Below are 26506 nucleotides of genomic sequence, written 5' to 3' on the forward strand. Positions count from 1 at the left end.
TCCGTCTGGAGCCGGATAAAGGGTGTTAAGTTTATGATGTCGTTCGTTTGCAATTCGAATCATGCGGATCTGTTACTGCGAAGTTTCCATTCCATTAGCCAGCCTATCAATATGGAGAAAGATAGGCCGAACAGCAGGATCGGCACGTTGTAAAACAGTGTGTTCGTGTATTGGTTCAGCCAGCCAAAACGGTACACTGCCGAATTCGGATCATTCGTAAATCCATTGAGTTGCATTCGTAAGTCATCGATAATACGTAACTCCAGAAAGACTGACAACACACACAGTGGGAGAGCAATCAAGGGTACACAGACATGCACCTTTCCTCCCCAGCGCTGACGCTGATCATATAACCACCATTTGGACAAAGTTGTCGTCCAAATACATAGAATCGGGAAGGTCAGAAGAGATGGAGCTAACACTAGAAGTCCCAGGTTACCGTTGCCAGACACCCCTCTGCCGGGTTCGTGCTGGAAGGTTAATCCACGTACAGCGCCGATCATGAGTACATTCCATATGAGGAAGATGAAGTACGGCTTGTTGATTCTTTTTAAGCGACTCATATTTGCTTCCCCCTAATCCTTGTACGTTCGCCTATTCTAAATTGACTTTCACTTCTTATAATAATGCATTACCCGCAACCGAGTAGTCAGAATTAAGGTCTGGGGAATGAGCACAAAGACAATATACATAAGTACAATTAACCATAGATGTGCGGCAAAATTCTCCGCACCAAACGATGGTTTCGGACGTTCAATCCAATACCACCAACACGGGATGGCAATAAACCATGTTAGTCCAGTCGAGAGGAACATGTCCTTTACATCGCTCCACAGAAAGCAGAACAAAGCGACAAACAAAATGGGCCCCGCCCAAGAATCCAATATCGGTCCCCAACTCTGGAAGACAAAGATAATGGCAGGATACAGAAGATTGATGGTCCAGCGCCATATGTTATTAGTATAAAGATTCATAATGCTTCTCACCTCATTACATAACGTTGCAATTGTAACTTCACTTATTGGGGTCATTTGCTACATTACTATCACTTTGATTATCCGTAGCCAAAAGTATGTAAGCTCCATTTTTATGGGAAAGAAATGAAAAGATGAAGCATGATTTTGGATATTATAGCTCATACTACCTTCAGGAAAATATCGAAGGAGTGACAGCATGAGGTTAAAAAGTATCATCGCCGTTGGAGCCGTGTTAACCTGCTCAACTCTGTTATGGGGCTGTGGCAATGGCACTGCGAATAATGCTTCCCAGCAACAGAATGACACCGTTCGATCGGAGAGTTGGAGTGATCCCAAACGACTGGAAGCTTCCCATCTGGAGGCGCTTGAACGTATGGAGAAAGACCATATTCACCGAATGGTCTCGCTTAGCGCAAGTACAGATGGAGACAAAGTGATGACCACACTTGAACGATCGAGCCAAAAGTTGGAGGAAATGCGACCCCTCGCCGAAATGCTCCAACATGAAGGACATCCGGCATTATTACAGCGAATTCAGGACATGTCCGGCGATATCCAAGGTTCCAAATCCGTCATTGCTGAGATGAAAAAATTGCCTCAGGACGGTAAAATTAAGATCCAGTCCGAGAATTCTGATTCCTTGCATCACATCAGCAGCTTCCGCGATTACCACCAGTATATCCAAGAGAAAATTCAAACTTTGAACAGGAACACTACTGATACACACTAATCAGTTATATTACTGCTTACCCAAGGGAGTAAATAGTTAGGTGGGAGGATTACTTCCTATCTGACTATTTACTTGTGAGCAGATATAGACAATTACTGCATCCTGCTAAGATTTCTTTGATCTTCTCTGTCCGCTTCTTCCATCTTGCGAATGTATCGCTTCAATTCCTCTTTATGAGCTTCTAGTTCACTTAATCTCACAGCAGCTCCTTCAACAAAAGACTGCATCTTGAAAGTTAGCACCGATGCTGATGTCCCTACCCAATCCTGCTGCAACCTTCCATGAATCGTACGCATCTTCTGTTCCTGTTGTATAAGCCGTTGCTGCAATTGTTCGCATTGTTGAACGGCTCTTCGTAAATCCGACAGAGATACGGATATTCTGCCCATGTCCACTTTCCTCCTGTTAATCTATCTATATAAATCCCATTATTATTGTTGCTGATCAGCGATTACAAAATCTTCTCTCTTTCGTTCAATATAATCTGCAATCTCACTTATGGACTCTTGGTACCAACGGTTAATTTTTTGCAAAGTAGCTGTTGCATTATAAGCAATCGGTGTAAAAGACTGACTTTCGCTCGTTGCTATATGGGTCTGGAACATCTGAATAGAAGCTTGTGCATCGTTGGAAAATCCGCTCAAACTCAGTCTCATTTCCCGAGCAGACTGCGCTAATTCTTCCGGTGTTAATTGAATCTTACCGCCACCAGAACTACCTACTCCGGATATATACGAAGCTACTGCACCAGACATCACATTAGAGAACACAGCCATTGCTTTCTGATGTGCAGTCCATCTTGGAGAAATATCAAGCGTCTCTCCCGTACTCCGATCGATTAACGGGCCAATTAAGTTGCCATCCTTATCAAACTCATATTGCTTCATGGAGTGGTACCCCTTGCCTTCGTCCTTCGAGAAGGAATCCAATAATCTAACGATATTTCCAATGTACAGCTTATCTAGATCTATATCTATTCCAACGTCATGAACCAACATCGGCGAGCCTGCACCGAGAGGTTGAAAAGGAACCTTTAACTGTAATTGAAACTTCCAGTTCTGATACATCGCATTAGCGGTGTCAAAATCCTGTCCCTTGTACACCGTAAGCCCAACGTGCCTGTCATATTCACTTACTCCGCCAGCTCCTACAGAATCACTCGGATGAACCACATTAACCATTTTGTTGTCAAAGTGACCTTCATTCACCTTAGCCAAACTTATATCATCCAGCAGATTCATTACACTTGGAGCACTATACGTCATACCAGATACATCATGACGAGCAGCTACATATTGAGCTAAACCACCGCCAAGAGAATGGCCTGTTAGCGAAATATCTGAATCAGGATAAGCCTTCTGTACAGCCTCATATAATTCTTCAGCTTGATGAAACTGATTGTTTTCCCAACTTGAATTATCCATCAAGAGTTTGAATGGACTATTTTTGAAGATATTATGACGCTCTGGGTCGGTTATGGAATCTTCAAGCCTTCTGCTTCTGCCCCCTACGACATCCAAAGCATCCGTCTCCCAGTCCGCGATTTTATCTGTCAACTTCCCTTCCGGTTCAGTCCCGCGATAACCGATGACAATCTGATCTGTAAGATCATTCTTTAAAACAACTGCGTCGAACCCAGACTTTCTATGCAATTTTGCTCCATCTGGCTCAATCACTTTCCAATTAGCCGAATCCAATGTATCAGGGTAATCTCCTTCATTCAAATTAAGATAGGCCAGTTCCGAAATTTCCTTATATGTTTTATCAGTTATATAGGTATCCATAAAAACTCCTCTCTGTTTACTGAACTAAAAAGTTAAAGTATATTTATAAAGTGTTAAGTTCACATATATAGGAGGTTGAAGAATATTTTTAAAAATATTCAATTTGTACCTATTTCACTTATAATCTTAGCCCTTATATTGGGAGGATGTAATTCTATGCCGAATCAAGACAAAATTATTGAAGAAGCAACTCAAGTGGGTCATCAATACTTTATTGATCACTATAATACTGAAGTGGAATTCACTGATCATAAATTTATGCCAAAAGATCTTAGTCACAATATCAGTTTGAGTGGTCATGTTAAAAATAATAAAGAAACCGAAATCACCATCCTCATTGATTATGACACGTTTGAAGTCCAAACAGCCGTTGTACCGAAAGAGCTACTTGACCAAAAAATCAAGTAGGTTCCAACAAGGAGTAGTAGATATGCTTATTATTAAATATCGTACACCTCTAACCCTATTAATATTGATTAGTATAAGTATCACTGTATTTTGCGGTTGTATGTCGAACGGGCAAAAAGAAATTGTACAAAAAACCGAGATCGCAAGCCTAGCTTATTTTAAAGGTACCTATGGAATTGATGTTGAGTTTACAGGCCACAAGTTCATTCCGTCTGACTTGTCTCATACGGTGTCACTAACAGGGTATGTAAAAGGAAATATGACCCAAGAAATATTCTCAATGGTGGATTATGATACTTATGAAGTCAAAACAGACTCAGTGCCCGAAGACATCAAACCTCTTAAGTAGTTTATAAGAAATATTAACTTTTAAAACTCTAGGGCCTTGTACAAATACATGGCTCTTTCATATGTAATAATAGGGATTTCATAGCCTAATCTTATCCTCTTTTTTCCAAAGAAGTAGAATCATTATAGTCCATCTTGTGTGAATCGTGTATACGACATATAAGAAATGAGCACAAAGTCTTTATAAATTTCAGGTATTAAATCTTACACATTACAAGTTATAGGACGTTGTTACCAGAATAATTTCAGTAATTTGCATAAATATGTGAAAGTAATGGTTTATAACTTTGTCAGGCAGCGACGCTCTATATAACTCTTCACACCCGTCACTGCCTCTAGACTAACGTCGCTCCGGCTTCTCCCCTATTCTCTGCCTCACCTCTTCATTCCACCCACAACGATACCCAGATGAACATGCTAAACAACAAGACTGGTGCAAGTGCACCTGTGGCTAATATGATCCAAAGTGTCGCGGGCTTGATCTTATGACAGTATGCTTCGACTTTGCGCATCCGGTCTTTGCGCCACTTCGCGAACCTGAGCTGTCTGATCATCCGATTGAGAACTATTTGCCGCTGCTCACCCTCTTCGAATTCATCGATCCCACACCGCAACTCCTCGTATAATTGAGCCTCTTCCTGACCAGCCACTGTAGGTGTAATCATCTGACCCTTCCTCCCATATGAACAATATTGAGATATAGCCTCTCACCTATTCAGACCATCATCAATACGCCTGTATTCTAGGTTACTACCTTCCTCACTAAACCACTACTTAAATAACACATTACAGACCTTCAAAGTTTGAAGTTTTTTCAAAAAAATGGACAATCCAAAAAGCCCGGGCATAGCCCGGACTTCGTAGAATCATGTTAGAACTATTTATCTGAGTGCTATTTAGCTCGCGTTAGTGATCAATGCATTCAAGCATACCGCACCCTGTGCGCGCACATTAACAACAATGATTGGCGTTTCCAGCATGTCGTGCATCCATGACATATACTCTTCTACTTTTTCGTTCGGAAGGATCGTCAGAATAACCCCTGCGAATCCACCACCATGAATACGACAAGCGCCGTCACCCAGGTTTTGCAGATAATTCTCGGTCAGTGCCAACGCGATGCCAATCTCCTGTTCCTTCACAGCACCACTCTGATATACATTCTGCAGCCACTTCCATGACGAGTTACCGGACGCTGTAATCAGTTTCAAGAAATCAGCAAAACGTCCATCACGCAACGCCTGAACCTGACCATCGACACGATTGTTTTCTTCCAGGAAATGAAGTGCACGCAGCACAGCACGATCCCCAGCAGCTTCGCGAACCTTTTTGAGGTTGGCATAGATTGCGTCAGCTGTAATTTCTCGAACATACTCACTGCCCAGTGCCTGAGCAACCGCTCTCATCTCATAAGGTACAGCAGCGTAATCTTCCGTCAGATCAGCGTGGTTACCACCTGTATTTACAATGACCAATGAGTAGCCATTTTGTTGGAAATCCCACTGAACAGGCTCGATGACTGGCTGTGCAGGATTTTCAAAATCAATGGCAATGAGTCCCCCGTACGCACAAGCCATCTGATCCAACAGACCGGAAGGTTTGTTCCAATAGTGGTTCTCCGCATACTGACCGATTTTGGCCAAAGTGACAACATCCATTGTTCCATCATTATAGAAGTGATTCAAAATCGTACAGATCAGCATCTCGAATGACGCCGAAGAACTCACCCCAGATGCCGAGAACACGTTACTGGAGAGATACGCCTGAAAGCCGCCAACCTTATATCCAAATTCTCCAAATCCCGCAGCCATACCACGAATCAATGCTGTTGTGCCATCGTCTTCCGTATTTGGCGTGAGGTCCGTGAGATCGATTACATATTTCTTGTCATAACCTTCTGAGTAAAACGTAATAACTGACTCCGCAGTTGGTGCTGCCACTGCAATCGTATCCAGCGTAATGCTGCCTGCGAGCACTTTACCGTGGTTATGATCCGTGTGGTTGCCGCCAATCTCACTGCGTCCTGCTGCGCTGAACAACTTGCTTCCCTCTTGCGCACCAAAGTACTCTTCGAACGTTGCGCTCAGCTTCGTGTAACGTGCAGTCTGTTCCTCTACTTGTGATTGTCCATACATTTGGGCAAGCAACGCTTGGCCCTCCGTGGATTGGATCAGATTCAATGGTTGTGTCGTCATTAATAATCCTCCTATGGATGTGCAGCTTTTATTTTTTGGCTGTTAGTGAACATGGTTGTCGCATCTGTTTCATGTCTTATTCCTCTCCCATTATCTCAGCTTCGTAGGGGAAAAGGTAGGGTAGATTTGAAAGTTTGTAAGCGTTTTGTGAAGTTATTTAATGTAAAAATAGGATTGAAAACCATTTTGTAATAACTTAAATTTGGTTTAAGTGAAAACACATTATTTTCCAATCTCAAAGTTGGTATGCTTAACATCTTATTGGAGGAGGGAACGATGAAAATCAAGTCGAACTATCCCAAGTTATTTGGTGCATTTTCTCTTACATTTTTGGGTGATGGACTTACACTGGCTGCGGTTCCTTGGCTCATATCAACACTTACGAGCGATACGCTGTATGCCTCTGTTACCATGACGGCACTTCGTTTACCCTGGCTTCTCTTCAGTCTGCCTGTAGGTGTCCTCATCGACCGTTACTCACGCAAACATATGCTGATTGGCGCAGGCTTTACTCGAATGTTCCTTCTACTTGCTCTGACATTGTGCATCTGGGGAGGATGGGTGAGCATTCCGATTCTGGCACTGTTCATGTTTGGTATCGGCCTGAGCCGAGTTGTATTCGACAGTACAGTGCAGACGGTCATTCCACAACTTGTAGATGAAAGTAAATTGGAGAAAGCGAATGGGCAGTTCACCGCCGGACAGTTAATCACGAGTGATATTCTGGGCGTTGCTCTGGGAGGGTTTATCATAACCCTGCATATTGTTTTTCCTTTTGCCATAGACACGGTAACGGCTGTTATTGCTCTACTTTTTTTGATCAGTTTGAAGGGAAACTTCTACCCAGGGGATACGGAAACAACCAAGAAGGAAGTTCGCCCGATGAAAAATTGGAAACGCGAGATGTGGTCCGGTATTCAATATGTCTATCGTGATCGTTTTCTCCGCGGACTAGCCATTCTATCTGTCACCATTACGCTGATGTGTTCGGTCATTCTGGCTACTCAGATCTTTTTTGTACGCGATGTGCTTCAGTTGGATGCTTTTGCATTTGGTATCCTCATCTCCATTGCAACAATCGGCAGCATTGTGGGGAGCCAGGCTGTTGCTTATATGCGCAAGAAATGGAGTACAAAACAATTGATTATCTCTTCCATTTTGTGCATGGGAATCATCTACGGTGTGGTGGGTTTAACCACGAATGCATATATGGTAGGTGGACTGTACTTCTGTGCTGCATTTTTCATTATTGTCTACAATGTTACCCGTTCCTCCATCCTGCAACGTTCCGTTCCTAATGAGATGCTCGGCCGGGTCGGAAGTGTGTTTCGCTTTCTATCCTTTGGGATTAGTGCTATTGGTACGCTGCTCGGCGGATTATTGGTGCGGGTTAGTGAAACGACTTTTGATCGCGTATTCTCGCTGCAAATCCCTTATCTCTTGTTAAGCCTGATCTATATCCTGTCTGGTCTGATATTCGCAATGAAGATGATGAATCACTCAGAGAGCCAGCAGCGTAACATCAACGCTTGACTGTTACGTTAGGTCATACTTGATAATGATCTCAAGCTTACATGAAGGAGAGATTAAGGATGAAGATTACCGCGTTACGTTCAGATCAAATCTATGAGGAGATCATCCAGGCTGCACCCGATGAGAAATTGGAGTTATACCGCGAGCGAATGATGAGTCCATTCATGAACAAATGGAACATTCAACAGATCCCGTTTCGCTCTCAAGAGCCTCACGGATTCGACGTGATCATGATGAATAACTTTATGAATATCACTCCCGCAGATATCACGACCGACATTAACGAATCGTTAGCAGCAATCTCGTCTGAAGCATTTTGGCAACAGTGTCATGAAGCTGTTTGTACGAGTCTATCCACCTTTACAGAGCACGGAATTGAGCTATCGGTCTCCGAATATCTATACACGATTTTATTAGGCGATAAGAACAGCCCTTCACTCATGATGAACGAAGGCATCAGCGGAGATGGTGGAATCCCCGGTTATATTATTGCGAACCTGATCCCGAGTAGATATACTCTACCTCGTATCCAATCCGTGTTAGCCCATGAATGCAATCATAACGTGAGGTATCAATATATCCAGTGGAATCCACAGATTACGCTTGGCGAGATGGTTGTTAGCGAGGGGCTGGCCGAGAGCTTTGCCACATCCCTGTATGGAGAAGAATTGTTAGGCCCCTGGGTAGCCAAAACGGATATGGAAACATTGAATAAAGTTATCAAACCAAAGATGAAAGACCAGCTGCATGTCACCGGTTTTGACCAGATTAATCCGTATCTATACGGCGATGAACTTGCCACGCTGCAAAATTTCACTCCCGTAGGTATGCCCTATGCGGCTGGCTATGCCTGCGGTTATCACTTAATTCAATATTATCTGAACAAAACAGGTACACCGATCACCGAAGCAACCATCACTCCGGCAAGTGTCATTCTTGCTGAAACAAAGGAATTTTGGAATGAAGACACCCTATTTCACCGTTAAAGATATCATCCAGATTACAGGCGTCACCAAACGCGCATTACATTATTACGATAAAACGGATCTATTGAAACCGAGCAAAGTCGAGGACAATGGCTATCGGTATTACGATCAAGAGGCACTGGGGAATCTGCAAATGATTCTGTTGTTCAAAGAAATGAATTTCTCCTTGAAAGACATTGCAGCCATGATGCAACTCTCCAAAGAAGAACAGAAAGACATCCTGAGAGAGCACCGGAGTACACTCGTTCAACGCAAACAAAAGCTCGAAACCATCATCGACCAGTTGGACGAGTATGTGGATGGGACAGATATCTCTCATCTTAATCTGTTTGACGACTCTTCCATTGTGTCCATTCAAGAACAATATGAATCCGAGGCGAAGTTTGTATATGGAGACACCGAGAAATATCAGGAATTCGAAGCTAATGTGAGCGAGCTGTCTGCGGAAGAGCAACAACAAGCCTACCAGCAGTTCTCGGTCAACATGGAGCAGGTATTTCGGGAATTGTCGAAGCATCAGGAGTTGTCTCCTGCTTCTGGTGAGGTGCAAGCGTTAGTGCGTGAATGGAAGAATTGTCTGGAACAGTTTATGGTCTGTGATGATGAGATTTTGAGGTGTATCGCTGAAGCCTATACGATGGATCGCCGCTATGCGGGTTATTTTGATCAGTTTGGCGATGAGGATTTTTTGAGGTTTTTGTATCAAGCGATTATGGTTTTTATACAATCAGCATCGAACAGATAAGCTTTCGTGTGAAAAAAAATGCCCATACTTTGCCACAGCCGTGTATCAATTCGTGGATCGACCTCACAGAGCGCCCGCAAGCCTTCCAGCTGTGTGATATACAGATAGTCTCCCGCGAGCATCCGCACCTCGGCCCCCACGCTCCGCCGCCCGCTTTAAGTGCGGGGCCAGTAGTTTTCCCGGACTGCATGATAAAGGACGTCATAATATAAATCCCGGATGCATGCTGCATCCGGGTAATCAGTTCGTCTGCCAAGTTATCTGTAATGAGTTTTACGTTAAGCTTCGTCGACATCGATCAGATACACCCGTTCCTGGAATCCACCACGCTCCTCGGCTTTGTCTGCCCGTAGCTTATCCAGCTGCGCCGCATTCGCACCATGCACCTCCGCCAGCGCCCGAATCACTTCGAGCATGTCTGCCAATTCTTCCAGAGCTTCCTGATCGCTTGCTGCTTTTACATACTCATCCGATTCTTCTTGCAACTTCGTTCTTAATTCTTGCTTGTACTCCTCCGGGTCCAGAATGCGTGTGCGGCATTCCTTACCGCTGGATGTGATAATATGCGGAATCTTGTCCCGCACCAATTTGTTATATGTAGGCATGTGGTATAACATCCTTTCTGCTCTTGAAGTCTCCCAGCATCGATCCAGAATCTCCCTTGTTGCCATTATACAAGTTGCTATGTGGAGGGAGGGGTTGATTTAATAGAAAATAATTAACAAACACACCAACGGGCACGCCGTCAACAATGCCGCTGTAAAACTGATCTGTGCCGCGACTCGTCCTCCGGTAAACTCTTGCCGTGAAAAGAACATCCAGATCGAGAGGTACGTAGCGCCTAGTGGGAATGAAATTATCCCGCTAAACGTACTCGGTTCCATATACCCAATCATCATGCTTTTACCAATTAGGATTAGAGTAACCAATTCCAATATAGATAATATGAAAAACACGATAGCAATTACTCTTTTCAAAATGTACACCTACTTTCCAGATGCAAAGCAAAGAGCATCCTTTGTAATCTCTGCATCATATATCCTTTATTTGGATGATGTCATCTTGTAAGCGTAACACAGATAAATCAAACATTTAACTCAAATGATCAATTAAAAAAACATCTTACTCTGATGAATCATCCTCCAATCGAGTGGCTAACTCGTCCAATATCTCTTCTGTTCGTTGAAGAAGCTTTTCGATGTTGTCCAGTTCTATTGGCTGGTCATGTGGGTAATCCGCTAGGGATGACATATGTTGCATCGTGCCGATGAACAAGGCAATATCTAGTCCGGGTTCAGTCTCCGTATGCACTAAAGGCAAGATTTCATTCATGGTGAGTTCTTTGGGTGGATGAACTGAATGATACTTATGGATATAAAGCGCCTTAATCATGGAGGCTAGAGCCCAATCACATAGAATTAGACAGGCTTTAAGCTGATTGTGATTACACATGATGGCGGCAAGTTGGAGATGAAACTTAGCATGTTGGTGATAGCCCATTATTGTAGTACGTAGCATATGGTAAGCAGGAATATGTTTTGACCTAGATTGTGTGGAGATATCTTGGTCTTGCAAACGTGGGGTAAAATCTACTTGGTGATTACAATGTGCTTCGGTTATGGACCAATTTCTTGCCATTGTCATCCCTCCAAAGAGTTAATACCAGTATTATACAATAAAATAAATACTCAAAGATATAATTTTGTATAAATTATACGATTCATATAGTCATGTTTAGCCCCAAAAATCTTGTCTACACTTTTACATAGGGGGTGCGTATGGTGGAAGACAGAGAAATTTTAAATTTAGTCGGCGCTCGAATCAAGGTTTTAAGGAAAGAAAAGGGACTATCCCAAGAGGCACTTGGAGAAAAAGGTGGATTTCATTTTACATACATTGGACAAGTGGAACGTGGGGAAAAGAATGTATCTTTAATTAATCTCGCTAAAATTGCTGAGGCATTGGGAGTGAATATAACGCAATTATTTGCTTATGTGAATAAAGAAATGAAGTTCATGGAGTCAGAAACTTTGATTCAGGAGATCGTAAGTATATTAAAAGATATGCCAATTGAAAATATACTACTATCTAAAAATATTATTATTGAAATCCTAAAAATGCATGTTGATAAAAAATCCGAATAAAATTTGAAAATTGCACTGTCATCATTACTAATTTTTTCTTAAGGAGATAACATTGCATGCCTCTTATACTTTCTCAAAGGATAAACTTTGATTCCAACTATCAAGATATTCCTTTTAAGGTATATCACTATCCAAAAAAATATAGAAACAAAATTAAATCAGGTGATATTTTCATTTATCATCAGGGTGACAAAAAAAATCCAACTAATAGATTCTATTATGGATATGGTGTAGTAGGACAAATATCATCCATGGATGGTGAAAATTATTTTGCGGAAATAATAGGCGGTACGCCTTTCCCCTACAAAGTACCACTAAAGTATGAGACATCACAATATTATGAAAATTTTGGAGATGGCTATAATGAACGCAAAAAACCTGACTGGCAAAATGCTATTAGATTTATTTCGCATGATGCATTTAATTTAATTATTGAAGCAGCTCATGTAAGTGATATACAGTCCCTATACGATATTTCAAATATCGAATCTATTAGTGAACCTCTAATGTTAATTTCAAAATTAAACAAGATTTATTCTAATTATAATTTCGAAATGAGAAACAAAATTGTAAGTGAACATTTAGACCGTGGCACTTCTGTAACGAATGCTTTAAAGAAAATATTGGGACCTAACTGTCAGATATGTGGAGAACCCGGATTCGAAAAAAAGGATGGGACAAGATATATAGAAGCACATCATCTTATCCAACTATCCAAAAAAAAATTAGCTTCTTTATGTTCTGATAACATTATTTTACTATGTTCAAACTGCCATAAAGAAATTCATCACGGAAAGCATTTCAGTCATTCAGCAGATGAAACAAAATTATATATTGAACTAGGGGCCAAAAGAGTCAGTATACAAAAAAATACTATTGATTATCTTAAGAAACTTGAACAATGTCAGGCTCTAGTACCATCATAATGTCATCTCACTCACCACATAATATTAGAACGAAATCTACACCTCTGAGTATAAAAAATCCCAAAACGGCCTCATTTTTAATGGGGCCGTTTTGGGATTAAACATCTAAACAGTAGATTTATATACTTTCTTCTTCTGTCCTAAATCTACATTTATTACAGCTGCAATCTGTTTGGCAATATCCTTCACTAATGGAACAACAACTGAATTACCAAATTGTCTGTACGCTTGAGTATCAGATACGACTATTTTAAAATCTTCCGGATATCCTTGCAGTCTGGCACATTCCCTTGGTGTCAGTCGCCTTGGATTCCCGCCATTAATACTGGGAATAAGGATTTCAGAACCATCCTTGTGATATCGTGCACTTAATGTTCTTGCTATTCCGTCAAGATCAGTTAAACCAAAACCAAATCCGTTCCCTTTAAGCCTATGCTTCTCAGCGTAATCCTGAAGATATTGCCATAGTTTGTCGGACAATGTATATTTATCTTCGACTGTTTGATCGAGTATGGACTTAAAAGGGAGTATTTCACCGTTAGGTATCGGAAAGTTGAATGTTTCCTTACCCTTAAATATATTTCTATCAAATCCCACGATAAAAATACGTTCTCTATGTTGTGGGACATAATACTTACCATCCAGTACGGTGATATGCAAATTGTAATCAAGTTCTTCCAATGTGGACCGAATGATCTCAAAAGTTTTGCCCTTATCATGCGATCTCAGATTCTTTACATTTTCCAGCAAAAAGGCTTTTGGGCGCTTTTCTTTTATAATTCTGGCAACATCAAAAAACAAAGTCCCCTGTGTTTTATCCAAAAATCCATGTTCTTTCCCCAAGCTGGTTTTTTTAGAGACTCCAGCCAAAGAGAATGGCTGACAAGGAAATCCTGCAACGAGAATGTCATGATCTGGTATTTCTTGTGATTGGATTTTTGTGATATCACCTTTCGGCAGTTCTCCAAAATTGCTGAAATATGTTTTCTGTGCGTATTTGTCCCACTCCGAAGAAAAAACGCAATGTCCGTTGACGGATTCAAAGGCGATTCTCATTCCCCCTATTCCAGCAAACAAATCAATGAATCTAAAGTCTGCATTTTCAGCTCTATAAGTCGCTTCCGTTTCTTTAAGAACCTGCGAGGTAGCTCCCATAACAAAATCCTGAATCGAGACCCCTTGTATTTCTGAATACTGTTTTATTTTTGAATGTAATTCTTCATTCAACTTTATATGAATCTGTTTCAATCGGATCCCTCCGGGTCAAGTTATATACCCATATTAACCCTTGTTAATTAATTTGGCAAACAAATATTCGCATTTCATGATTTTTTAATTGAATTAAACCATAATTCAATGTCCTCGCTCATTTTTGAGAGTTCCACATGAAAAGGATAGTTCTCACTCACGGTTTCTGGAACCACTGACCAATCAATCTTTTCCCATGTTTGACCCAGTTCTTCAATAGCTTTGGACAGTGCGTATACCTTTTCCAATAATTCTTCCTTCAACACTTTCTCCTCCTTGCATCGACTATATAGTTATAAATTTTATTAATAGTTATATCATAATCGGTTTTGAATTCGTGCTCCCAAACACGAAGAATATTCCAATCATTTTTTAAATAAAATTCATTCACAGCCTGATCCCTTTTTTTATTTCCTTCCAGTTTATTAGCCCAAAATTCTGCATTGTTCTTTGGTCTGTTCGCGTGGATTGAACAACCATGCCAAAAACAGGAATCAATAAAAATCACAACTTTATATTTTCTAATTGAAATATCCGGTCTTCCCATTAACACTTTTGTATTTCTTCTAAAGCGTAGACCTTTCCTCCAAAGACTGCTTGCCACCCTATTTTCCAGCTTGGAAACGGACTTGATGGAACTCATCATTTTGCTTCGGGTCTCTTTCGATACAATATCACTCATAATATCACCCCCACACATGGATTAATACCCAAAAAAGGACAGTATCACATCGAGTGATTACTGCCCAACATTAATTTATTTATTTTTCACATGGGTAATAAATGATTCCAAACTCATTAATTTATCCCTATATTTTTTCGGAAAACTTGTGATGTAAGATTTGGGAACTACAAGCCTCACCTTATAATCATACATTTCCTTTAACTGGTTCTCAGAAATGCCTTGTTGAAGTGTGAAAAGATGTTTCTCTTCAATTCTGTCAGCTTCATTAAGTACCTGTCTCCAACGATCCTTGCAAGTGGTTTTAGCAGCAAGGAAAGTAAGTTTATCACTACTGACCGAAGAATTATGGTAGTCAATCGATCCAGGGAACAAAAAGTCAGGCTTTTTTCTACCTTCAGTAACAGCCTGTTCTTCAAAATTCAATTGGTGATCCTTAAATATCCTGCTCAGATGATTTTCAAGAGATTTCCCTGCCCTGCTTTTCCTTCTGTTTAACAGCGTATTGGCACATCCCACCAATTCTTCTACAGAATTGAACGGTGTAGAGATTCTTTCTCTATATCTGGAACTTTCAATAGCACGGAACAATGAATACTCAGTTTCTACCCAATTCAACAACAATTTATCAGGATCATTTTTCCTAATATTATAGAATACTCCACTTATCTCTCTGGCTTTTCTAGAGATTTCTTTTGTATCAGGGAAATCCACAGTAAGTTCTTCTAAATATTTTTGAAAGAGTTCATCAATGGAAGGCTCGGTAGAAATGTCACCCTTTTCAATTATAGAATTTGTTTGGGTCACATCCATACCTATTTCAAGAAAGAATTCCTCAATTTCTTCATCGCCACTTAAAATATACGCATTATAAAAAGTTTCTTCCATTTGTATCAGAACAAAAAGATCTCCAACATGTTCCTCGTTTAAAAAGGGAAAACCTCTTCCAAATCTAGTGATTCTATATTCATTCCTGCTACCCTGACCATAATAAATAAATCTGCTCTCAGTCTCAAAATCTTGTTGCCACTTGATTGTGACTCGTTTTTCCTTGTTCTCTCCTTTAGAACCTGGGCTATCAAAAAGAATGCGCCAAGCATTCTTTGCTATGTAAAAGCCTGATTGATGTGACCCTGTAGAACCAGCATCGTTAGCTGAAATAAATTTGACAAATGATAATTCATTACTAAGGCAATCTTTAATCGCATCCTGTAACACTGTCAAACAATTCCCCTCCACTTCCTATAATCAGTAAAATTTATTCTTGCTTCGTTCTTTCACAAACTATTTTCAATTTCGATTCTTCATGCAAGAGGGTAATCGTATCCCCTGCTTTTATATTAAACTGCTCGAAGTACTTGTTCATGGGTGTTAATCTATATTCATCTCTTTCCCCTTTCTCTGTAAAATATTTGTTATTGTAATGAATAAAATCAAAACTCCATACTTCTCCGCATTCATCTTCAAAATTAAGAGTAACACGCGGATTTTTCTTATCCTCTGACAATTTAGGAAAAAAATTTACTTGATTTTTTAAAATATACATACCTGCCTGATGTGCCCTAGTCTCACTAACATCGTTTTTGCTCAAAACTTTTGTTATAATTCTCATGATTATATTCTCCTTTTACGTTAAGTAAGAAATAATTCGGTCACCCGACATAGAATCTTTATTTCTCACATTCTGATTATAAGCTTCTCGCTAAAGCTCCTCAATTATGCAATACTTTTGCTAGTCAGATTCTGTAATGGGAATCCTCAGAATTCTTATTTATCTTCTTCCTGTAACTGATATAATCTGCAGTTAATTCTTTCATAACCCTGTCCATCGCAATATATAGAACCCCCGATCCACCCAATACAAACAGGGATTCATTAAAATCTTCTGGACCAGTAACCCGAGACAGTGCTTCATATCTTATAAAGAGTTCATACGTCACATAAACAAACATAAGGAAATATAGGCATATTCTTCGTATAAGAACTTCTTCAGAATTCATATTCACAGTGAATATCTTCTTGTAATATACCCAATAGTTACCATAAAAAGGAATTAAGAACAATCCCAAAAAGTACATATTATATGACCAGGAAAGCTGTGTTAGAAAAACAAGAGGAAAATATAATATAAATATGGACTTGACTAAGTCAGGAATTTGTTTAAATAATAGATTCACTCTGTTAATAAAATAAATCCTATTATTTTTTTTGTTTAAATCTGTCATAACCTTTAATTTCAAATTTATCCATTCTATTACAACAAATTTATATTCAGGATGTACTTTTTTGTATTCTTCAATATATGTCGTAGTAGGGAGAACCCAAAATATAAAAATCAGAGTCATAATCGACCAATAATTAATAAAAGGTTGGTTTTGAAAGCCTATAGTTATTAAAAGATAAACATTTGCACAAAAATAAACAATGGGGACCAATATTCCTGTTACTTGAACAGCCATTACGAACCACTTGTGATCAAAACGATCCATCGTTCTTTTTCCTATCCATTTCCCCAAAGGCTCCATCCATTTAGAGAAAGCGTAATTTAACCCAAACCAAATGGCAACCATTAATAAAATGGTTAACGATATAATCAAAAAATTGAGCCATAAATTCAAAGCCTTTCCCCCTCAGCAATTTTTATTTCAGTTAACTTGTTTGTATAATAGCAAATCCATACGACAACATAATGCCAGCGAACGTAAGTTCGTATAATTAAAAGGCGTGCCATAATATGCACGCCTTTTTGGTTAGTAAATCTGGTTCCATTTATTTAGTTTTTCCTTCAATTGTTCACGGACCGCCTGTGGTTCCAGTACTTCTGCATCTGGTCCATATCTTAGCAACCACTTGATAAATTCCTTATCATTGTTGACGGTTACCTCAAAAATAATGCTGCCATCACTCTCATCGGTTATTCTTGGATGTACAAATAGTTCTTTTTCCTTGACATACCTAGCAACATCTTCTTTAAACCTGACCTTGAATCTTGTATTTTTGTCTCCTCTTTCAATCGACCAAGTGTTTTTAAAGTATTGTCTGATGCTGAAGTGATTCTTTTCAAAAGTCTGATCTGTAATGTCCACTTTGAGAAATCGACTGATCCGAAATGTACGAATTTCCTTTTTCATGTGACAATATCCTATCAGATAAAATTTCTGATCTCTGGGCACAAGAAAATAAGGATCAATCCGGCGGGCTGTCGTCTCATCCCGATATTGAGTATGGTACACTGTCTCAATCGAACGCAACTCTATCGTAGCTTGAATAATGTTTTCCAAAAAATTGTTGCTCTCCTTTTGATAAGAGGGGATACCCATTTGGATAATATCAGCTATATTATGTATGATATTGTTTTGTTGTCGTTTTTCCTTAAAATGAGCAGAAATAACTTTGTCATAAGCAGATTCAAAACCAGAGGGGAGTTTGTCCTTATTAATAAAAGAAGGCAGTAATAAGAATGCAAGCGCCTCTTGCTCGTTGAAATCAAGTGGGAATATATTGAAGTTCCCTTCAAATCTATAGCCCGTATTTTTTCCCTCATTCAGAATCGGTACAACCGTAGTAAGCAGCTCCAAATCTCTGTAAATGGTGCGTGGATTGACCTCACATTTTTCTGCGAGCATGTTGGCTGTAATTCCCGGATTCGCCTGGATAGCTATAATGATTTTCATTAATCTAATGATTTTTTCTTTCATGGCTACCTCATTTCAAAAGCACAAATTCAATATTTTTTTCTTCTTATTCCTAACCTTTTCTCACTTGTTTCAAAAGAACTAGAGTAGGCATTTAGTCAAACAATACTATCTCATTAATTTTAATGGCTTCATGTAAATATCCTAAACCATGTGGGGTAAGTTCACTAGCTCTTCTGGATATGCAATAATGCTATACACTTCTCTATTATTATCGTCAAATACATTAAAAGTTTTGATTAAATGAACAAAAATATCCCTGATAAGAATTTTATCTTATCAAGGGAACTTAATTTCAGTTTTTATAGGTACATTAAAAATTTAAATTTAATTCCTATTTCCATTCATATTCATATCTTATTTATCATTATTTTGGTCTTGGTAACTAGCAGATCCCTCCTTGATATGTACTTTGAGTATTCCTGAATCTACTTTATCAAGATGCCACCACCAACTGTTAATAGGTAGGTCTCTATTCTCTTCCCCAGCAGTAATCAATAATTTTTCATCATCTATTTCCAATAATCTCAAAATCAACTCATCTACCTGATTTATCTTTTCTTCAAGAGATTTATTTATAGATTGAACTTTTAGATCTTCTCTCATCTCAAAAAGGTTCTTAAATAAGTCTAAGTATTGCAGCTCCTCACCATCCCATCCACCGTCTTCTTCAATACACTCTATTCCACCGACAAGTTCTTCGTTTAAACATTGGATAATATCTTCGATTACTTCATCATTAATTAGTCTAGAGTCATAAAATTGTTGAGTGTTTTTAAATTTCAGATTCTCTATCTCATCATTAACAAATAATCCACTATCACCATGATATATAAACACATCTTTGCTTTTATCAAGGATCGAGTAAATCTCTTTACAAAAAGATAACGCCAAGAAGGTAGCATTTCGATCCTTACTAGGTTGTATAAATAATGCAGTTTTCAGATTAGTATTAATAACCTTATCCCCAGAAATATCAAACCACATATTCCTTATCTCATCAGCATCTTCAAGAATATAATAGTTAACCCATATCCAACTGTTAGATCTTTCTATTCCCCAAGAGGATATTTGATCTTTGGCACCAAACTCAGATAGCACACTGTTTAATTTTTCAATACTAAGTTCTTCTTCCATGTACATTACTATATTGGATTGTGACATTATCTTTTTTCTCCTTTTAGGGTATTAATTAATTCTTCTGGAGATGTTACAATTTCAACACCAATTGAACTTATATTTTTTGCTTTCACAGTATCAATACCATTTGGGGCATATAAAATAACTCCTTTATGATCAGGATTTATATGTGGCTGCTTAACATCGCCTTCAAAGTATTTATAAAAATCACTTATTGATTTTGATTTACCTCCAGTAGCATTGAAACATTCAATAATATAATTCGATGTTCCCAGATCAATCTCCCCTATCCTACCACCTAATTCCTTAGCATTATAAGTTGTACCAGCCTCTGTTATTTTTATTTTATTATCAAGTAATAACTTAGCAGTATCAGCTTCCAGTCTAAAACCTTCCCTACCGGATTTTGATCCTTCTTTTAAATTTTTTAGAATCTTTTTTAATGTGTCCTCACTTGCAAGTCCTGAACTTATAAGTTCATCGGAATTCACTCCAATGTACTCAGATATCTTTTTTTGTTGGATTTCAGTAAGTTTTAAATTCTCGTTATACTTAAAAATCCCACCATGCTCCGGCTTAGCTCCACCCGCTCCACCCAGATCGGTATGCTTATCATCCATCGAACGAAAAGCTTTACCAAACAAAACATATGCCAGGGCCTGTCCTGTCATCGCCCCACCGTAATACCCTGCACCATTCTCATCGATCTGCTTCTTCTGATCTTCTACAAATTGCTCTATGTCAGACCGCGCCGTTCCCGTGCCCCAGGCGGTGTCCCATGCAAACTGAATACCACGCCCAACGTCAACAACTTTGCCCACTGTCATGGCATATGCCACACTGCTTAATGTACTGAATGGGTTCTCGAAGAAAGCTTCTGCCGTCTGACCCATTCCCGTTATTGTTTCTCCTACTGATTTATCAAGCAGCCCTACAGCGAAATTTCGCTTTAGTTCTTCTGGAATGTACAGCGCAACCTCGCCTGAGCCGTCCGTTGTTTTGAAGTTCTTCGCGATAAACGTAAACTCTTTCTGGATTTCGTCCAACAGCCCGATTGTAGTCGGGAACACTTCTTTCACCTGCATAAAATCCCAGAAGAAACGCTCTCCTGTCACACCCGACCACTCGGATTGCAACATATAAATTGATTTCTCCAGTTCCCAGACCATTCGCTCCAGTTCCTGTTTCTTCTGCTGGACCAACCGGGCCTTTTCCTCCAATAGATCGGGATGTACCTCAATTCGCTGCATTTCCTTATCACCCGCCAACCTGACCGTAGTTTATGTACCTAAATTTTAACAAGTGAGAAGGAGGTTTGGAATCAAACGGAAGGATCATTTCCTCAGAGGTTATACGGTAGTAGAGCAACATCCTTGGGTAACCATTTTTGCATATTTATGCACGAATGAATACCGTTGAGTCGACTGGGTATCTTGTACAAAAAGAACGACTTCTATCACAGATAGAAGTCGCACAAGATAACGATACAGTAGGATTAAATCTTCTTAAGACACTACAAATTGTACAACAATTGGAGTTCCATCATTTAATGCATCTCCACCGGGAATTGTAATTGTAGTCGTCGTAGCCGAGGAAGTATCTGCTGTCTGCATAAGGCCATTAATATAAAGATTGTAGTAGTTGTAGGTGCCTGGAAATGCGGTTGCAGCTACACCAGCGTCGTTTGTAAAAGCAGTCGCAGCAATGGCAAACGTTGCCCCAGTGCCGGTCCCATCACCAATGGTTGCAGCAAATCTCAAACTATTCTGAAATGGTGTCACAAGTGGCATGTTTCTCACCTCCTACCTAACATAGTATATGTGGTAGGTTTTGGAGTAGTGAAGGCTAAGGAACCAGCAACTAAAACCAATTTTAACCATTTATTATATTGGCTGTTATTATAATTATCTCGATAGTAATAGGTGTCCCTGCAAAGATCACACCGTTTTGTGACGAAAAAAACAAACTCTCAGCACTTACATCGTATGAGTTTCCAGGTTGGACGATCCCGTTTATATAAAGATTGTTAAAACTAGTAAGTCCAACCCCGGCAAATTCGGTTATGCTGCCACCATCGTCATTTGTGAATGCTGTGGCAGGAATTGTAACTGAGGCCGACAAATCCAGATCGGTGTCCGGAAAATAGAAGTAGCGGTTTGCCGTAGGAATGATTTCAATTCCGGGTACGGTGCCCGGTGGACCTTGCTCACCTGGGGGACCCGTTGGTCCTTGGACTCCGGGAGTTCCCGGTTGACCTGGCTCTCCCTGAGGACCAGCGGGACCCTGCGCTCCGGGAAGCCCCGGTTGTCCCGGCTCACCCTGAGGGCCTGCGGGACCCTGGGCTCCGGGAAGCCCCGCTTGACCCGGCTCACCCTGAGGGCCAACGGGACCTTGCGCTCCGGGAACTCCCGGTTGTCCCGGCTCACCCTGAGGGCCAACGGGACCCTGTGCTCCGGGAAGCCCCGGTTGTCCCGGCTCACCCTGAGGGCCTGCGGGACCCTGGACTCCGGGAGTTCCCGGTTGACCTGGCTCACCCTGAGGACCTGCGGGACCCTGGGCTCCGGGAAGCCCCGCTTGACCCGGTTCACCTTGAAGACCAGCTTGGCCTTGCGCTCCCGGAACTCCTGGTTGACCCGGCTCGCCGTGAGATCCGGCGGGGCCTTGGACACCTGCCACACCTTGCGTTTCAGGGAGACTCACCGTCCCCAATTCATGTTGTCTCAACGGAGCGAGCAGGGGGCCGGGCTCAAAACATACCGGGTTGCTGCCTCCCCCTCTCGGTAATGCAATGACTTTTTTGTCACGGACCATTTTCTGTGATCTTAATGGACGCTTCAGTGAGCAGCGCTTTCTCCGATAAGATCTACGGATAATATGGCATTTCTTTCGTTTTACCAAGTGTTTGTTTCTGCATTTCGACGTAGAACGACTGGGCCTTAATTTGTTGAGGGTGGCTGTCCTCTTGTTCAGATACTTCAAATTGGTCATCTCCTTAGGCCAAGGCACACAGTATATATGCCCTATACTATGTCCTTAGCACATTCGGAGAGTGTGCGAATAACTATGAGGGAAGCCCAATAAAAAAGACAAGAGTCCTTCTATAGTTGTCCTTTGTCTTGCCAGCATGGCTTCATTGTCTTGCCAGCATGACCTCACATATCACATTTTATGTTTAACTCAGCCGATCCATCGGGAGCAAACTTCTTTTTAGTAGACTCTTACCCCTTCTTAAAATGCTGAACGATCTCTTCCGGCTCCTGCGTCTCCAATGTGATCTGGCCTTTCTCGAACAGGATCATGTACGGATATGATTTCAGACCGAAAATTTTCTCATAATCAAACTTATTTTCATCACGGACATTGTAAAAGGTTACGTTAGTTATTGGGCCCTCTGCCCTCAAATTGTCGTTAATCACTTCATTTAATTGCGCCTGTAATTCAACAATAAATGGCCGCTCCGAAGGTCGGTCGGTGAATACAATCAGTGATGCATCATTTCTTTGATTTTGCGTTAGATAATCAATAGCTTTCTCTCTATTGTTCTGACCACACCCTGTCACTAAAAGTATCAAAATACATAACACCCAAAGCTTCTTCATTTATATCACCACCCAAAATATGATATAATTGGTTATTAACCACTAAATTCACTTCATTAAAAATCTTTTCGCTGAAAGGAAGATACACATTGAACAAAAGGAATATTATCATCTTTATCATGATTACTCTTATCATATTGATACTTCAACTTGTGCTTTATTTTTCTGTAACTAATAAAGAAGAATCCGCACTTCCCGATTCAAACATCCCATTTCAAACCAAAACAGTAGATGAGCTTACCATCACACAGCGTAATGCAAGCTATACAGAGACAACATTACTACATCACAACCATAACAAATGAGGTTCGCACTCTTCCGGAGCAGTTGGGCTCACTTTTGAGATTAAAGCCCGTTCAGACTTGGCAAGACAACACGATATCATCATCCATTTGAACTGAACCTAAAGAGAGTTCATTTATGACTTTCATGAGTTACTCTTGTTAGTTATTAACACTATTACTCTTTTCTCAAAGCCAAGTTCCTTGGCACATAAATACTCCTGTTTATAACTTTCCTCTACATTCTTTTCATAGATGTCGATCCAACTGAGCTTTAAAGTATAATAAATGACATACTACTATATACACCTCTCGTTTTACAGGAGCAAATGATCCAATTCGAAGGAGGTTTATCCATGCAATTAGAACGACTTGACCATCTCGTGTTGACCGTAGAGAATCTGGAAGCAACCATTTCATTTTATACCAACATATTAGGCATGAAGGTAGTCGAATTCGGTCAAGGCCGAAAAGCATTACAGTTTGGACAGCAGAAGATCAATTTGCATGAACAGGGAAAAGAATTTGAACCGAAAGCTCACACCCCTACACCGGGTTCGGCAGATCTTTGTTTTCTGGTCAGCACACCGTTGGAAGAAGTGATTCTCCATCTCACGCAACATCATACGAAGATCGAAGAAGGTCCGGTGGAACGCACGGGAGCACTGGGTCCCATTCGTTCGGTGTATGTACGTGATCCTGACGGAAACCTGATTGAATTGTCCAATGCTTTGTACGGATAACCCCATTACTCCCCATCTTTTAAAATGCACAAAAAACCTGCACATCCTCAGCTTCGCAGGTTTTTTTGGATCTATTAAATTCATTAAGAGTTTGCATGTGGATACATCCCATTTAAAGCTTAGGCATCCAAAAGGGGTTCTCTTCCTTCTCACACCCGGTTAACACGTAAAAAATACGTCCTTGCTCACTCTTCATTGTACCGATCCCTTTGCAGATGTCGGTCTTCACTTCCTGTTTGGAGCCATAGGCATCCCTTGAGTTATCGTAAGTCGATTGAATAGCTGAGCCATCGTATATCAATTCATGGATAATGGCTCCACCTTCGATGGTATACATCGTCACACGAACCTGATCCTGCTGTTTTTTCTTCACATTTTTCATAAATGTGTTCCACTTATCCCCGTTCCGCATGCCCCCATGAAGCACAACTACATCCCCGCTTTGCTCCGCTTGCTCTGGATTATGGGGCTCAATAATTTCTGGGAATGATTTCGTGATTACTGGATAATCCACTGTCCGATTCTTTGCCTCACACGCTGTTAACACTATTAAAACTAACAAAACCGTAAGCAGCACTCTTTTCATCCAATCACCTCATGTTTATGACGCTAAAGACTACGTGCAGGTTACCTAGTTTCTGTTAGAAAGGCTGCAATTACGTTCAGCCCTCTTCAATATAAAGGAAATTTTATCACTTGTATGTAACTTCATCCCTTCATAGAGCGTTTAGAAAGAAATGCAACATTCATACCCAACTCATCCGAAAACGAGGCGATATCATGCAATCGGTAAACTCATCCGATCACATAGCAAAAGAAAAACGCTCCACTTCACGCTTGAATAATCGATCCAAGGGTAACGGTAAAAAGACCCATCGATTCACCATTGCAATAGCTACAACATTAGTTGCGTCAAGCCTGCTGATGGAGCTAGCTGCTGTGCCAACGACTCATGCAGCCACTAACATGTCCCCCTCCACTAGTAACACCTCTGTTCAACCGACTTCATCAAGCAGTGTAGAGAAGAAACTTTACTATACCTCTGTACAGGGTGCTTATTATTACACAGTTGCATTGAGAAGTGACGGTTCCGTATGGGCCTGGGGCCGTAATCTCTGGGGAGAACTTGGTGTGAGCGACAACGTTCGATATCGTCATACATTTAGTCCGATTCGTATTCCCAAACTATCCAATGTAACAGTTATTTCATCCTCCGGTGGTGGGAACAACGCAGCCATTCAAGCTGATGGAACCATCTGGGAGTGGGGTAACGGCAACATGCCACGTCAAGTGCCTAATATTACCTCTGCCACGAATGTTAGCATAGGGGCTTTCTCAACCATCGCCCTTCTCCAGGATGGAACCGTTCGGTCTTGGCAAAACCCGCCTCAAGCCGTAGCCCTGGAACAGACACGTAAGCTACAGACGATCAGTGGACTAAAAGATATCATTCAAGTTGAATCCGCTGGCCTGCACGGCTATGCTCTGAAAAAAGATGGCTCCGTATGGACATGGAACGAGCCAAACGAACCCGGTAAAGCCCCTTCCAAACCAACCAAATTAAAAGATTTGTACAACATATCCTCGATCACCGGTGCAGATGCATCTCTACTTGCACTGGATAAGAAGGGAAAGGCTTGGCAGCTAGACCTGGAGGGCAAAGTCACCCCCTTTCATCACGAGCTCAAAGTGAAGAAGATGGATGGCAATTCAAGTTATACGTTGTTACTTACTACTTCTGGTGAGGTGTATAGCTATGGGAGGACAGTGACCGGAAAAGAAGGGAAAGTAAACCATCTGTCCGGCATTACCGATGTTTCAGCGGGATATCACCATAGTCTTGCATTATCCTCCGAAGGGATTGTCTGGGGCTGGGGAAGTGATAAATATCAGGAAGCGGGAGGACCTGCAACATCTTCTGGAGGCATGGTCTACAAACCGGTTCAGGCCAAGCTCGGCACAGATGTTTATCTGAACGGTGAGCTGTTCCAGTCGATGTATCCCGCGGTGGAAACGCCCAAGACCATACAATTACCAATCAAAGCAATCGCCGCAGTACTCGGAGCAAAATTTGAGGTTCATAAGGCGGAAGGTAGCCTTAGTTACTATACGTTAAAATATAACAATCGAACAATTACGATCTACCCTAACGAAGCACATTATCAAATAACTTCCATGGATGAGTCTGGAGAGCAACTCATAGAGCTATCTGAACCCATCAATAACTACTCAGGAGCAACCACTGTACCTTTTGAAGTATTGCGTAGTTTGGGTTTGAACGTGTCCTGGGATCCAGAGAAAGCCAGGCTATCCATTGATGATGTGGACAAGTAAAGGTCAGG

At 40.8% G+C, this 26506-nt stretch carries 32 protein-coding genes; 10 read left to right on the top strand and 22 right to left on the bottom strand.

Going from position 1 to position 26506, the window contains the following annotated elements; genetic code table 11:
• Window positions 1–59: 59 nt before the first annotated feature.
• Both MHI14_RS26010 and MHI14_RS26015 read right to left on the bottom strand, forming a co-directional pair.
• Complete coding sequence (locus MHI14_RS26010) at window positions 60–563, bottom strand: hypothetical protein (protein ID WP_341131556.1); 504 nt, start codon at window positions 561–563, stop codon at window positions 60–62.
• 48 nt (window positions 564–611) lie between these two features.
• The gene (locus MHI14_RS26015) at window positions 612–974 is read right to left on the bottom strand and encodes a hypothetical protein (protein WP_341131557.1); all 363 of its coding nucleotides are present in this window, start codon (window positions 972–974) and stop codon (window positions 612–614) included.
• A gap of 199 nt (window positions 975–1173) precedes the next feature.
• On the opposite strand from MHI14_RS26015, the gene MHI14_RS26020 reads away from it, so the two are divergent.
• Window positions 1174–1707 (top strand): hypothetical protein, encoded by a 534-nt coding sequence (locus MHI14_RS26020; RefSeq protein ID WP_341131558.1) that lies wholly within the window; start codon window positions 1174–1176, stop codon window positions 1705–1707.
• A gap of 92 nt (window positions 1708–1799) precedes the next feature.
• Here the strand turns inward: MHI14_RS26020 and MHI14_RS26025 are convergent, their stop codons facing one another.
• Together MHI14_RS26025 and MHI14_RS26030 are read right to left on the bottom strand one after the other, a co-directional pair.
• Window positions 1800–2096, bottom strand: a complete 297-nt coding sequence (locus MHI14_RS26025; RefSeq protein ID WP_341131559.1) for a WXG100 family type VII secretion target — start codon at window positions 2094–2096, stop codon at window positions 1800–1802.
• Window positions 2097–2138: 42 nt separating this feature from the next.
• Window positions 2139–3491 carry a lipase family protein gene (locus MHI14_RS26030; protein WP_341131560.1) on the bottom strand — a complete coding sequence of 451 codons (1353 nt, stop codon included), beginning with the start codon at window positions 3489–3491 and terminating at the stop codon, window positions 2139–2141.
• A 156-nt stretch (window positions 3492–3647) separates the two neighbouring features.
• Here MHI14_RS26030 and MHI14_RS26035 point away from each other — a divergent pair, with 156 nt between their 5' ends.
• Together MHI14_RS26035 and MHI14_RS26040 are read left to right on the top strand one after the other, a co-directional pair.
• Window positions 3648–3899, top strand: coding sequence for a hypothetical protein (locus MHI14_RS26035; protein WP_091015829.1), 252 nt, complete (start codon window positions 3648–3650; stop codon window positions 3897–3899).
• Between the two features lie 22 nt (window positions 3900–3921).
• Window positions 3922–4248 carry a hypothetical protein gene (locus tag MHI14_RS26040; protein ID WP_341131561.1) on the top strand — a complete coding sequence of 109 codons (327 nt, stop codon included), beginning with the start codon at window positions 3922–3924 and terminating at the stop codon, window positions 4246–4248.
• A 382-nt stretch (window positions 4249–4630) separates the two neighbouring features.
• Here the strand turns inward: MHI14_RS26040 and MHI14_RS26045 are convergent, their stop codons facing one another.
• Together MHI14_RS26045 and MHI14_RS26050 are read right to left on the bottom strand one after the other, a co-directional pair.
• Window positions 4631–4912: a hypothetical protein gene (locus tag MHI14_RS26045; protein WP_341131562.1), complete on the bottom strand. Its 282-nt coding sequence runs from the start codon at window positions 4910–4912 to the stop codon at window positions 4631–4633.
• A 231-nt stretch (window positions 4913–5143) separates the two neighbouring features.
• On the bottom strand, window positions 5144–6442 hold the full coding sequence (locus tag MHI14_RS26050) for a galactokinase (RefSeq protein ID WP_341131563.1): 1299 nt from the start codon (window positions 6440–6442) through the stop codon (window positions 5144–5146).
• A 276-nt stretch (window positions 6443–6718) separates the two neighbouring features.
• Between MHI14_RS26050 and MHI14_RS26055 the strand changes: the two genes are divergently transcribed.
• The 3 genes from MHI14_RS26055 to MHI14_RS26065 are packed head-to-tail and all read left to right on the top strand — an operon-like array spanning window position 6719 to window position 9706.
• The gene (locus MHI14_RS26055) at window positions 6719–7975 is read left to right on the top strand and encodes an MFS transporter (RefSeq protein ID WP_341131564.1); all 1257 of its coding nucleotides are present in this window, start codon (window positions 6719–6721) and stop codon (window positions 7973–7975) included.
• A 59-nt stretch (window positions 7976–8034) separates the two neighbouring features.
• Window positions 8035–8961, top strand: a complete 927-nt coding sequence (locus tag MHI14_RS26060; RefSeq protein WP_341131565.1) for a DUF2268 domain-containing protein — start codon at window positions 8035–8037, stop codon at window positions 8959–8961.
• Window positions 8936–9706, top strand: a complete 771-nt coding sequence (locus MHI14_RS26065; protein ID WP_341131566.1) for a MerR family transcriptional regulator — start codon at window positions 8936–8938, stop codon at window positions 9704–9706. The genes MHI14_RS26060 and MHI14_RS26065 overlap by 26 nt, the downstream gene beginning before the upstream one ends.
• A gap of 278 nt (window positions 9707–9984) precedes the next feature.
• Here MHI14_RS26065 and MHI14_RS26070 read toward each other — a convergent pair whose 3' ends face one another.
• From MHI14_RS26070 to MHI14_RS26080, 3 genes are all read right to left on the bottom strand, one after another.
• Complete coding sequence (locus MHI14_RS26070) at window positions 9985–10311, bottom strand: nucleoside triphosphate pyrophosphohydrolase (RefSeq protein ID WP_339168662.1); 327 nt, start codon at window positions 10309–10311, stop codon at window positions 9985–9987.
• Window positions 10312–10410: 99 nt separating this feature from the next.
• Window positions 10411–10683, bottom strand: a complete 273-nt coding sequence (locus tag MHI14_RS26075) for a hypothetical protein (RefSeq protein WP_341131567.1) — start codon at window positions 10681–10683, stop codon at window positions 10411–10413.
• Between the two features lie 145 nt (window positions 10684–10828).
• Window positions 10829–11344, bottom strand: coding sequence for a HEPN domain-containing protein (locus tag MHI14_RS26080; RefSeq protein ID WP_341131568.1), 516 nt, complete (start codon window positions 11342–11344; stop codon window positions 10829–10831).
• Window positions 11345–11487: 143 nt separating this feature from the next.
• Between MHI14_RS26080 and MHI14_RS26085 the strand changes: the two genes are divergently transcribed.
• Together MHI14_RS26085 and MHI14_RS26090 are read left to right on the top strand one after the other, a co-directional pair.
• Window positions 11488–11850 (top strand): helix-turn-helix domain-containing protein, encoded by a 363-nt coding sequence (locus tag MHI14_RS26085; RefSeq protein WP_341131569.1) that lies wholly within the window; start codon window positions 11488–11490, stop codon window positions 11848–11850.
• A 56-nt stretch (window positions 11851–11906) separates the two neighbouring features.
• Window positions 11907–12776, top strand: a complete 870-nt coding sequence (locus MHI14_RS26090; RefSeq protein WP_341131570.1) for an HNH endonuclease — start codon at window positions 11907–11909, stop codon at window positions 12774–12776.
• Window positions 12777–12881: 105 nt separating this feature from the next.
• Here the strand turns inward: MHI14_RS26090 and dcm are convergent, their stop codons facing one another.
• The 12 genes from dcm to MHI14_RS26150 all read right to left on the bottom strand — a co-directional run bounded on the left by dcm (window position 12882) and on the right by MHI14_RS26150 (window position 23140).
• Entirely contained in the window at window positions 12882–14024 is a 1143-nt protein-coding gene (gene dcm / locus MHI14_RS26095) for a DNA (cytosine-5-)-methyltransferase (protein ID WP_272907627.1), read from the bottom strand.
• Window positions 14025–14098: 74 nt separating this feature from the next.
• On the bottom strand, window positions 14099–14287 hold the full coding sequence (locus tag MHI14_RS26100) for a hypothetical protein (RefSeq protein ID WP_237176802.1): 189 nt from the start codon (window positions 14285–14287) through the stop codon (window positions 14099–14101).
• Window positions 14284–14706, bottom strand: a complete 423-nt coding sequence (locus tag MHI14_RS26105; protein WP_237176803.1) for a very short patch repair endonuclease — start codon at window positions 14704–14706, stop codon at window positions 14284–14286. Before MHI14_RS26105 ends, MHI14_RS26100 begins: the two co-directional genes overlap by 4 nt.
• A gap of 75 nt (window positions 14707–14781) precedes the next feature.
• Complete coding sequence (locus MHI14_RS26110; protein ID WP_237176924.1) at window positions 14782–15924, bottom strand: type II restriction endonuclease; 1143 nt, start codon at window positions 15922–15924, stop codon at window positions 14782–14784.
• 40 nt (window positions 15925–15964) lie between these two features.
• Entirely contained in the window at window positions 15965–16318 is a 354-nt protein-coding gene (locus tag MHI14_RS26115) for an EcoRII N-terminal effector-binding domain-containing protein (RefSeq protein WP_307414812.1), read from the bottom strand.
• 124 nt (window positions 16319–16442) lie between these two features.
• Window positions 16443–17324 (bottom strand): hypothetical protein, encoded by an 882-nt coding sequence (locus MHI14_RS26120; protein ID WP_341131571.1) that lies wholly within the window; start codon window positions 17322–17324, stop codon window positions 16443–16445.
• A gap of 132 nt (window positions 17325–17456) precedes the next feature.
• Window positions 17457–18404 carry a helix-turn-helix transcriptional regulator gene (locus MHI14_RS26125; RefSeq protein ID WP_341131572.1) on the bottom strand — a complete coding sequence of 316 codons (948 nt, stop codon included), beginning with the start codon at window positions 18402–18404 and terminating at the stop codon, window positions 17457–17459.
• A gap of 354 nt (window positions 18405–18758) precedes the next feature.
• On the bottom strand, window positions 18759–19565 hold the full coding sequence (locus MHI14_RS26130) for a hypothetical protein (protein WP_341131573.1): 807 nt from the start codon (window positions 19563–19565) through the stop codon (window positions 18759–18761).
• On the bottom strand, window positions 19565–20791 hold the full coding sequence (locus tag MHI14_RS26135) for a WXG100 family type VII secretion target (protein WP_341131574.1): 1227 nt from the start codon (window positions 20789–20791) through the stop codon (window positions 19565–19567). Before MHI14_RS26135 ends, MHI14_RS26130 begins: the two co-directional genes overlap by 1 nt.
• Window positions 20792–21046: 255 nt before the next feature.
• Window positions 21047–21331 (bottom strand): DUF4183 domain-containing protein, encoded by a 285-nt coding sequence (locus tag MHI14_RS26140; RefSeq protein ID WP_091034485.1) that lies wholly within the window; start codon window positions 21329–21331, stop codon window positions 21047–21049.
• Window positions 21332–21413: 82 nt separating this feature from the next.
• Entirely contained in the window at window positions 21414–22352 is a 939-nt protein-coding gene (locus MHI14_RS26145) for a DUF4183 domain-containing protein (RefSeq protein ID WP_341131575.1), read from the bottom strand.
• A 407-nt stretch (window positions 22353–22759) separates the two neighbouring features.
• A complete protein-coding gene (locus MHI14_RS26150; RefSeq protein ID WP_341131576.1) occupies window positions 22760–23140 on the bottom strand; it encodes a hypothetical protein in 381 nt (126 codons plus the stop codon).
• Between the two features lie 637 nt (window positions 23141–23777).
• Between MHI14_RS26150 and MHI14_RS26155 the strand changes: the two genes are divergently transcribed.
• A complete protein-coding gene (locus MHI14_RS26155; protein WP_341131577.1) occupies window positions 23778–24164 on the top strand; it encodes a VOC family protein in 387 nt (128 codons plus the stop codon).
• A 112-nt stretch (window positions 24165–24276) separates the two neighbouring features.
• Here MHI14_RS26155 and MHI14_RS26160 read toward each other — a convergent pair whose 3' ends face one another.
• Window positions 24277–24750 (bottom strand): DUF4362 domain-containing protein, encoded by a 474-nt coding sequence (locus tag MHI14_RS26160; RefSeq protein ID WP_341131578.1) that lies wholly within the window; start codon window positions 24748–24750, stop codon window positions 24277–24279.
• Window positions 24751–24944: 194 nt separating this feature from the next.
• Here MHI14_RS26160 and MHI14_RS26165 point away from each other — a divergent pair, with 194 nt between their 5' ends.
• The gene (locus tag MHI14_RS26165; protein ID WP_341131579.1) at window positions 24945–26498 is read left to right on the top strand and encodes a stalk domain-containing protein; all 1554 of its coding nucleotides are present in this window, start codon (window positions 24945–24947) and stop codon (window positions 26496–26498) included.
• The last annotated feature ends 8 nt before the right edge of the window (window positions 26499–26506 follow it).

Source organism: Paenibacillus sp. FSL K6-2393 (assembly GCF_038002545.1).
Classification (GTDB): Bacteria; Bacillota; Bacilli; order Paenibacillales; family Paenibacillaceae; genus Paenibacillus.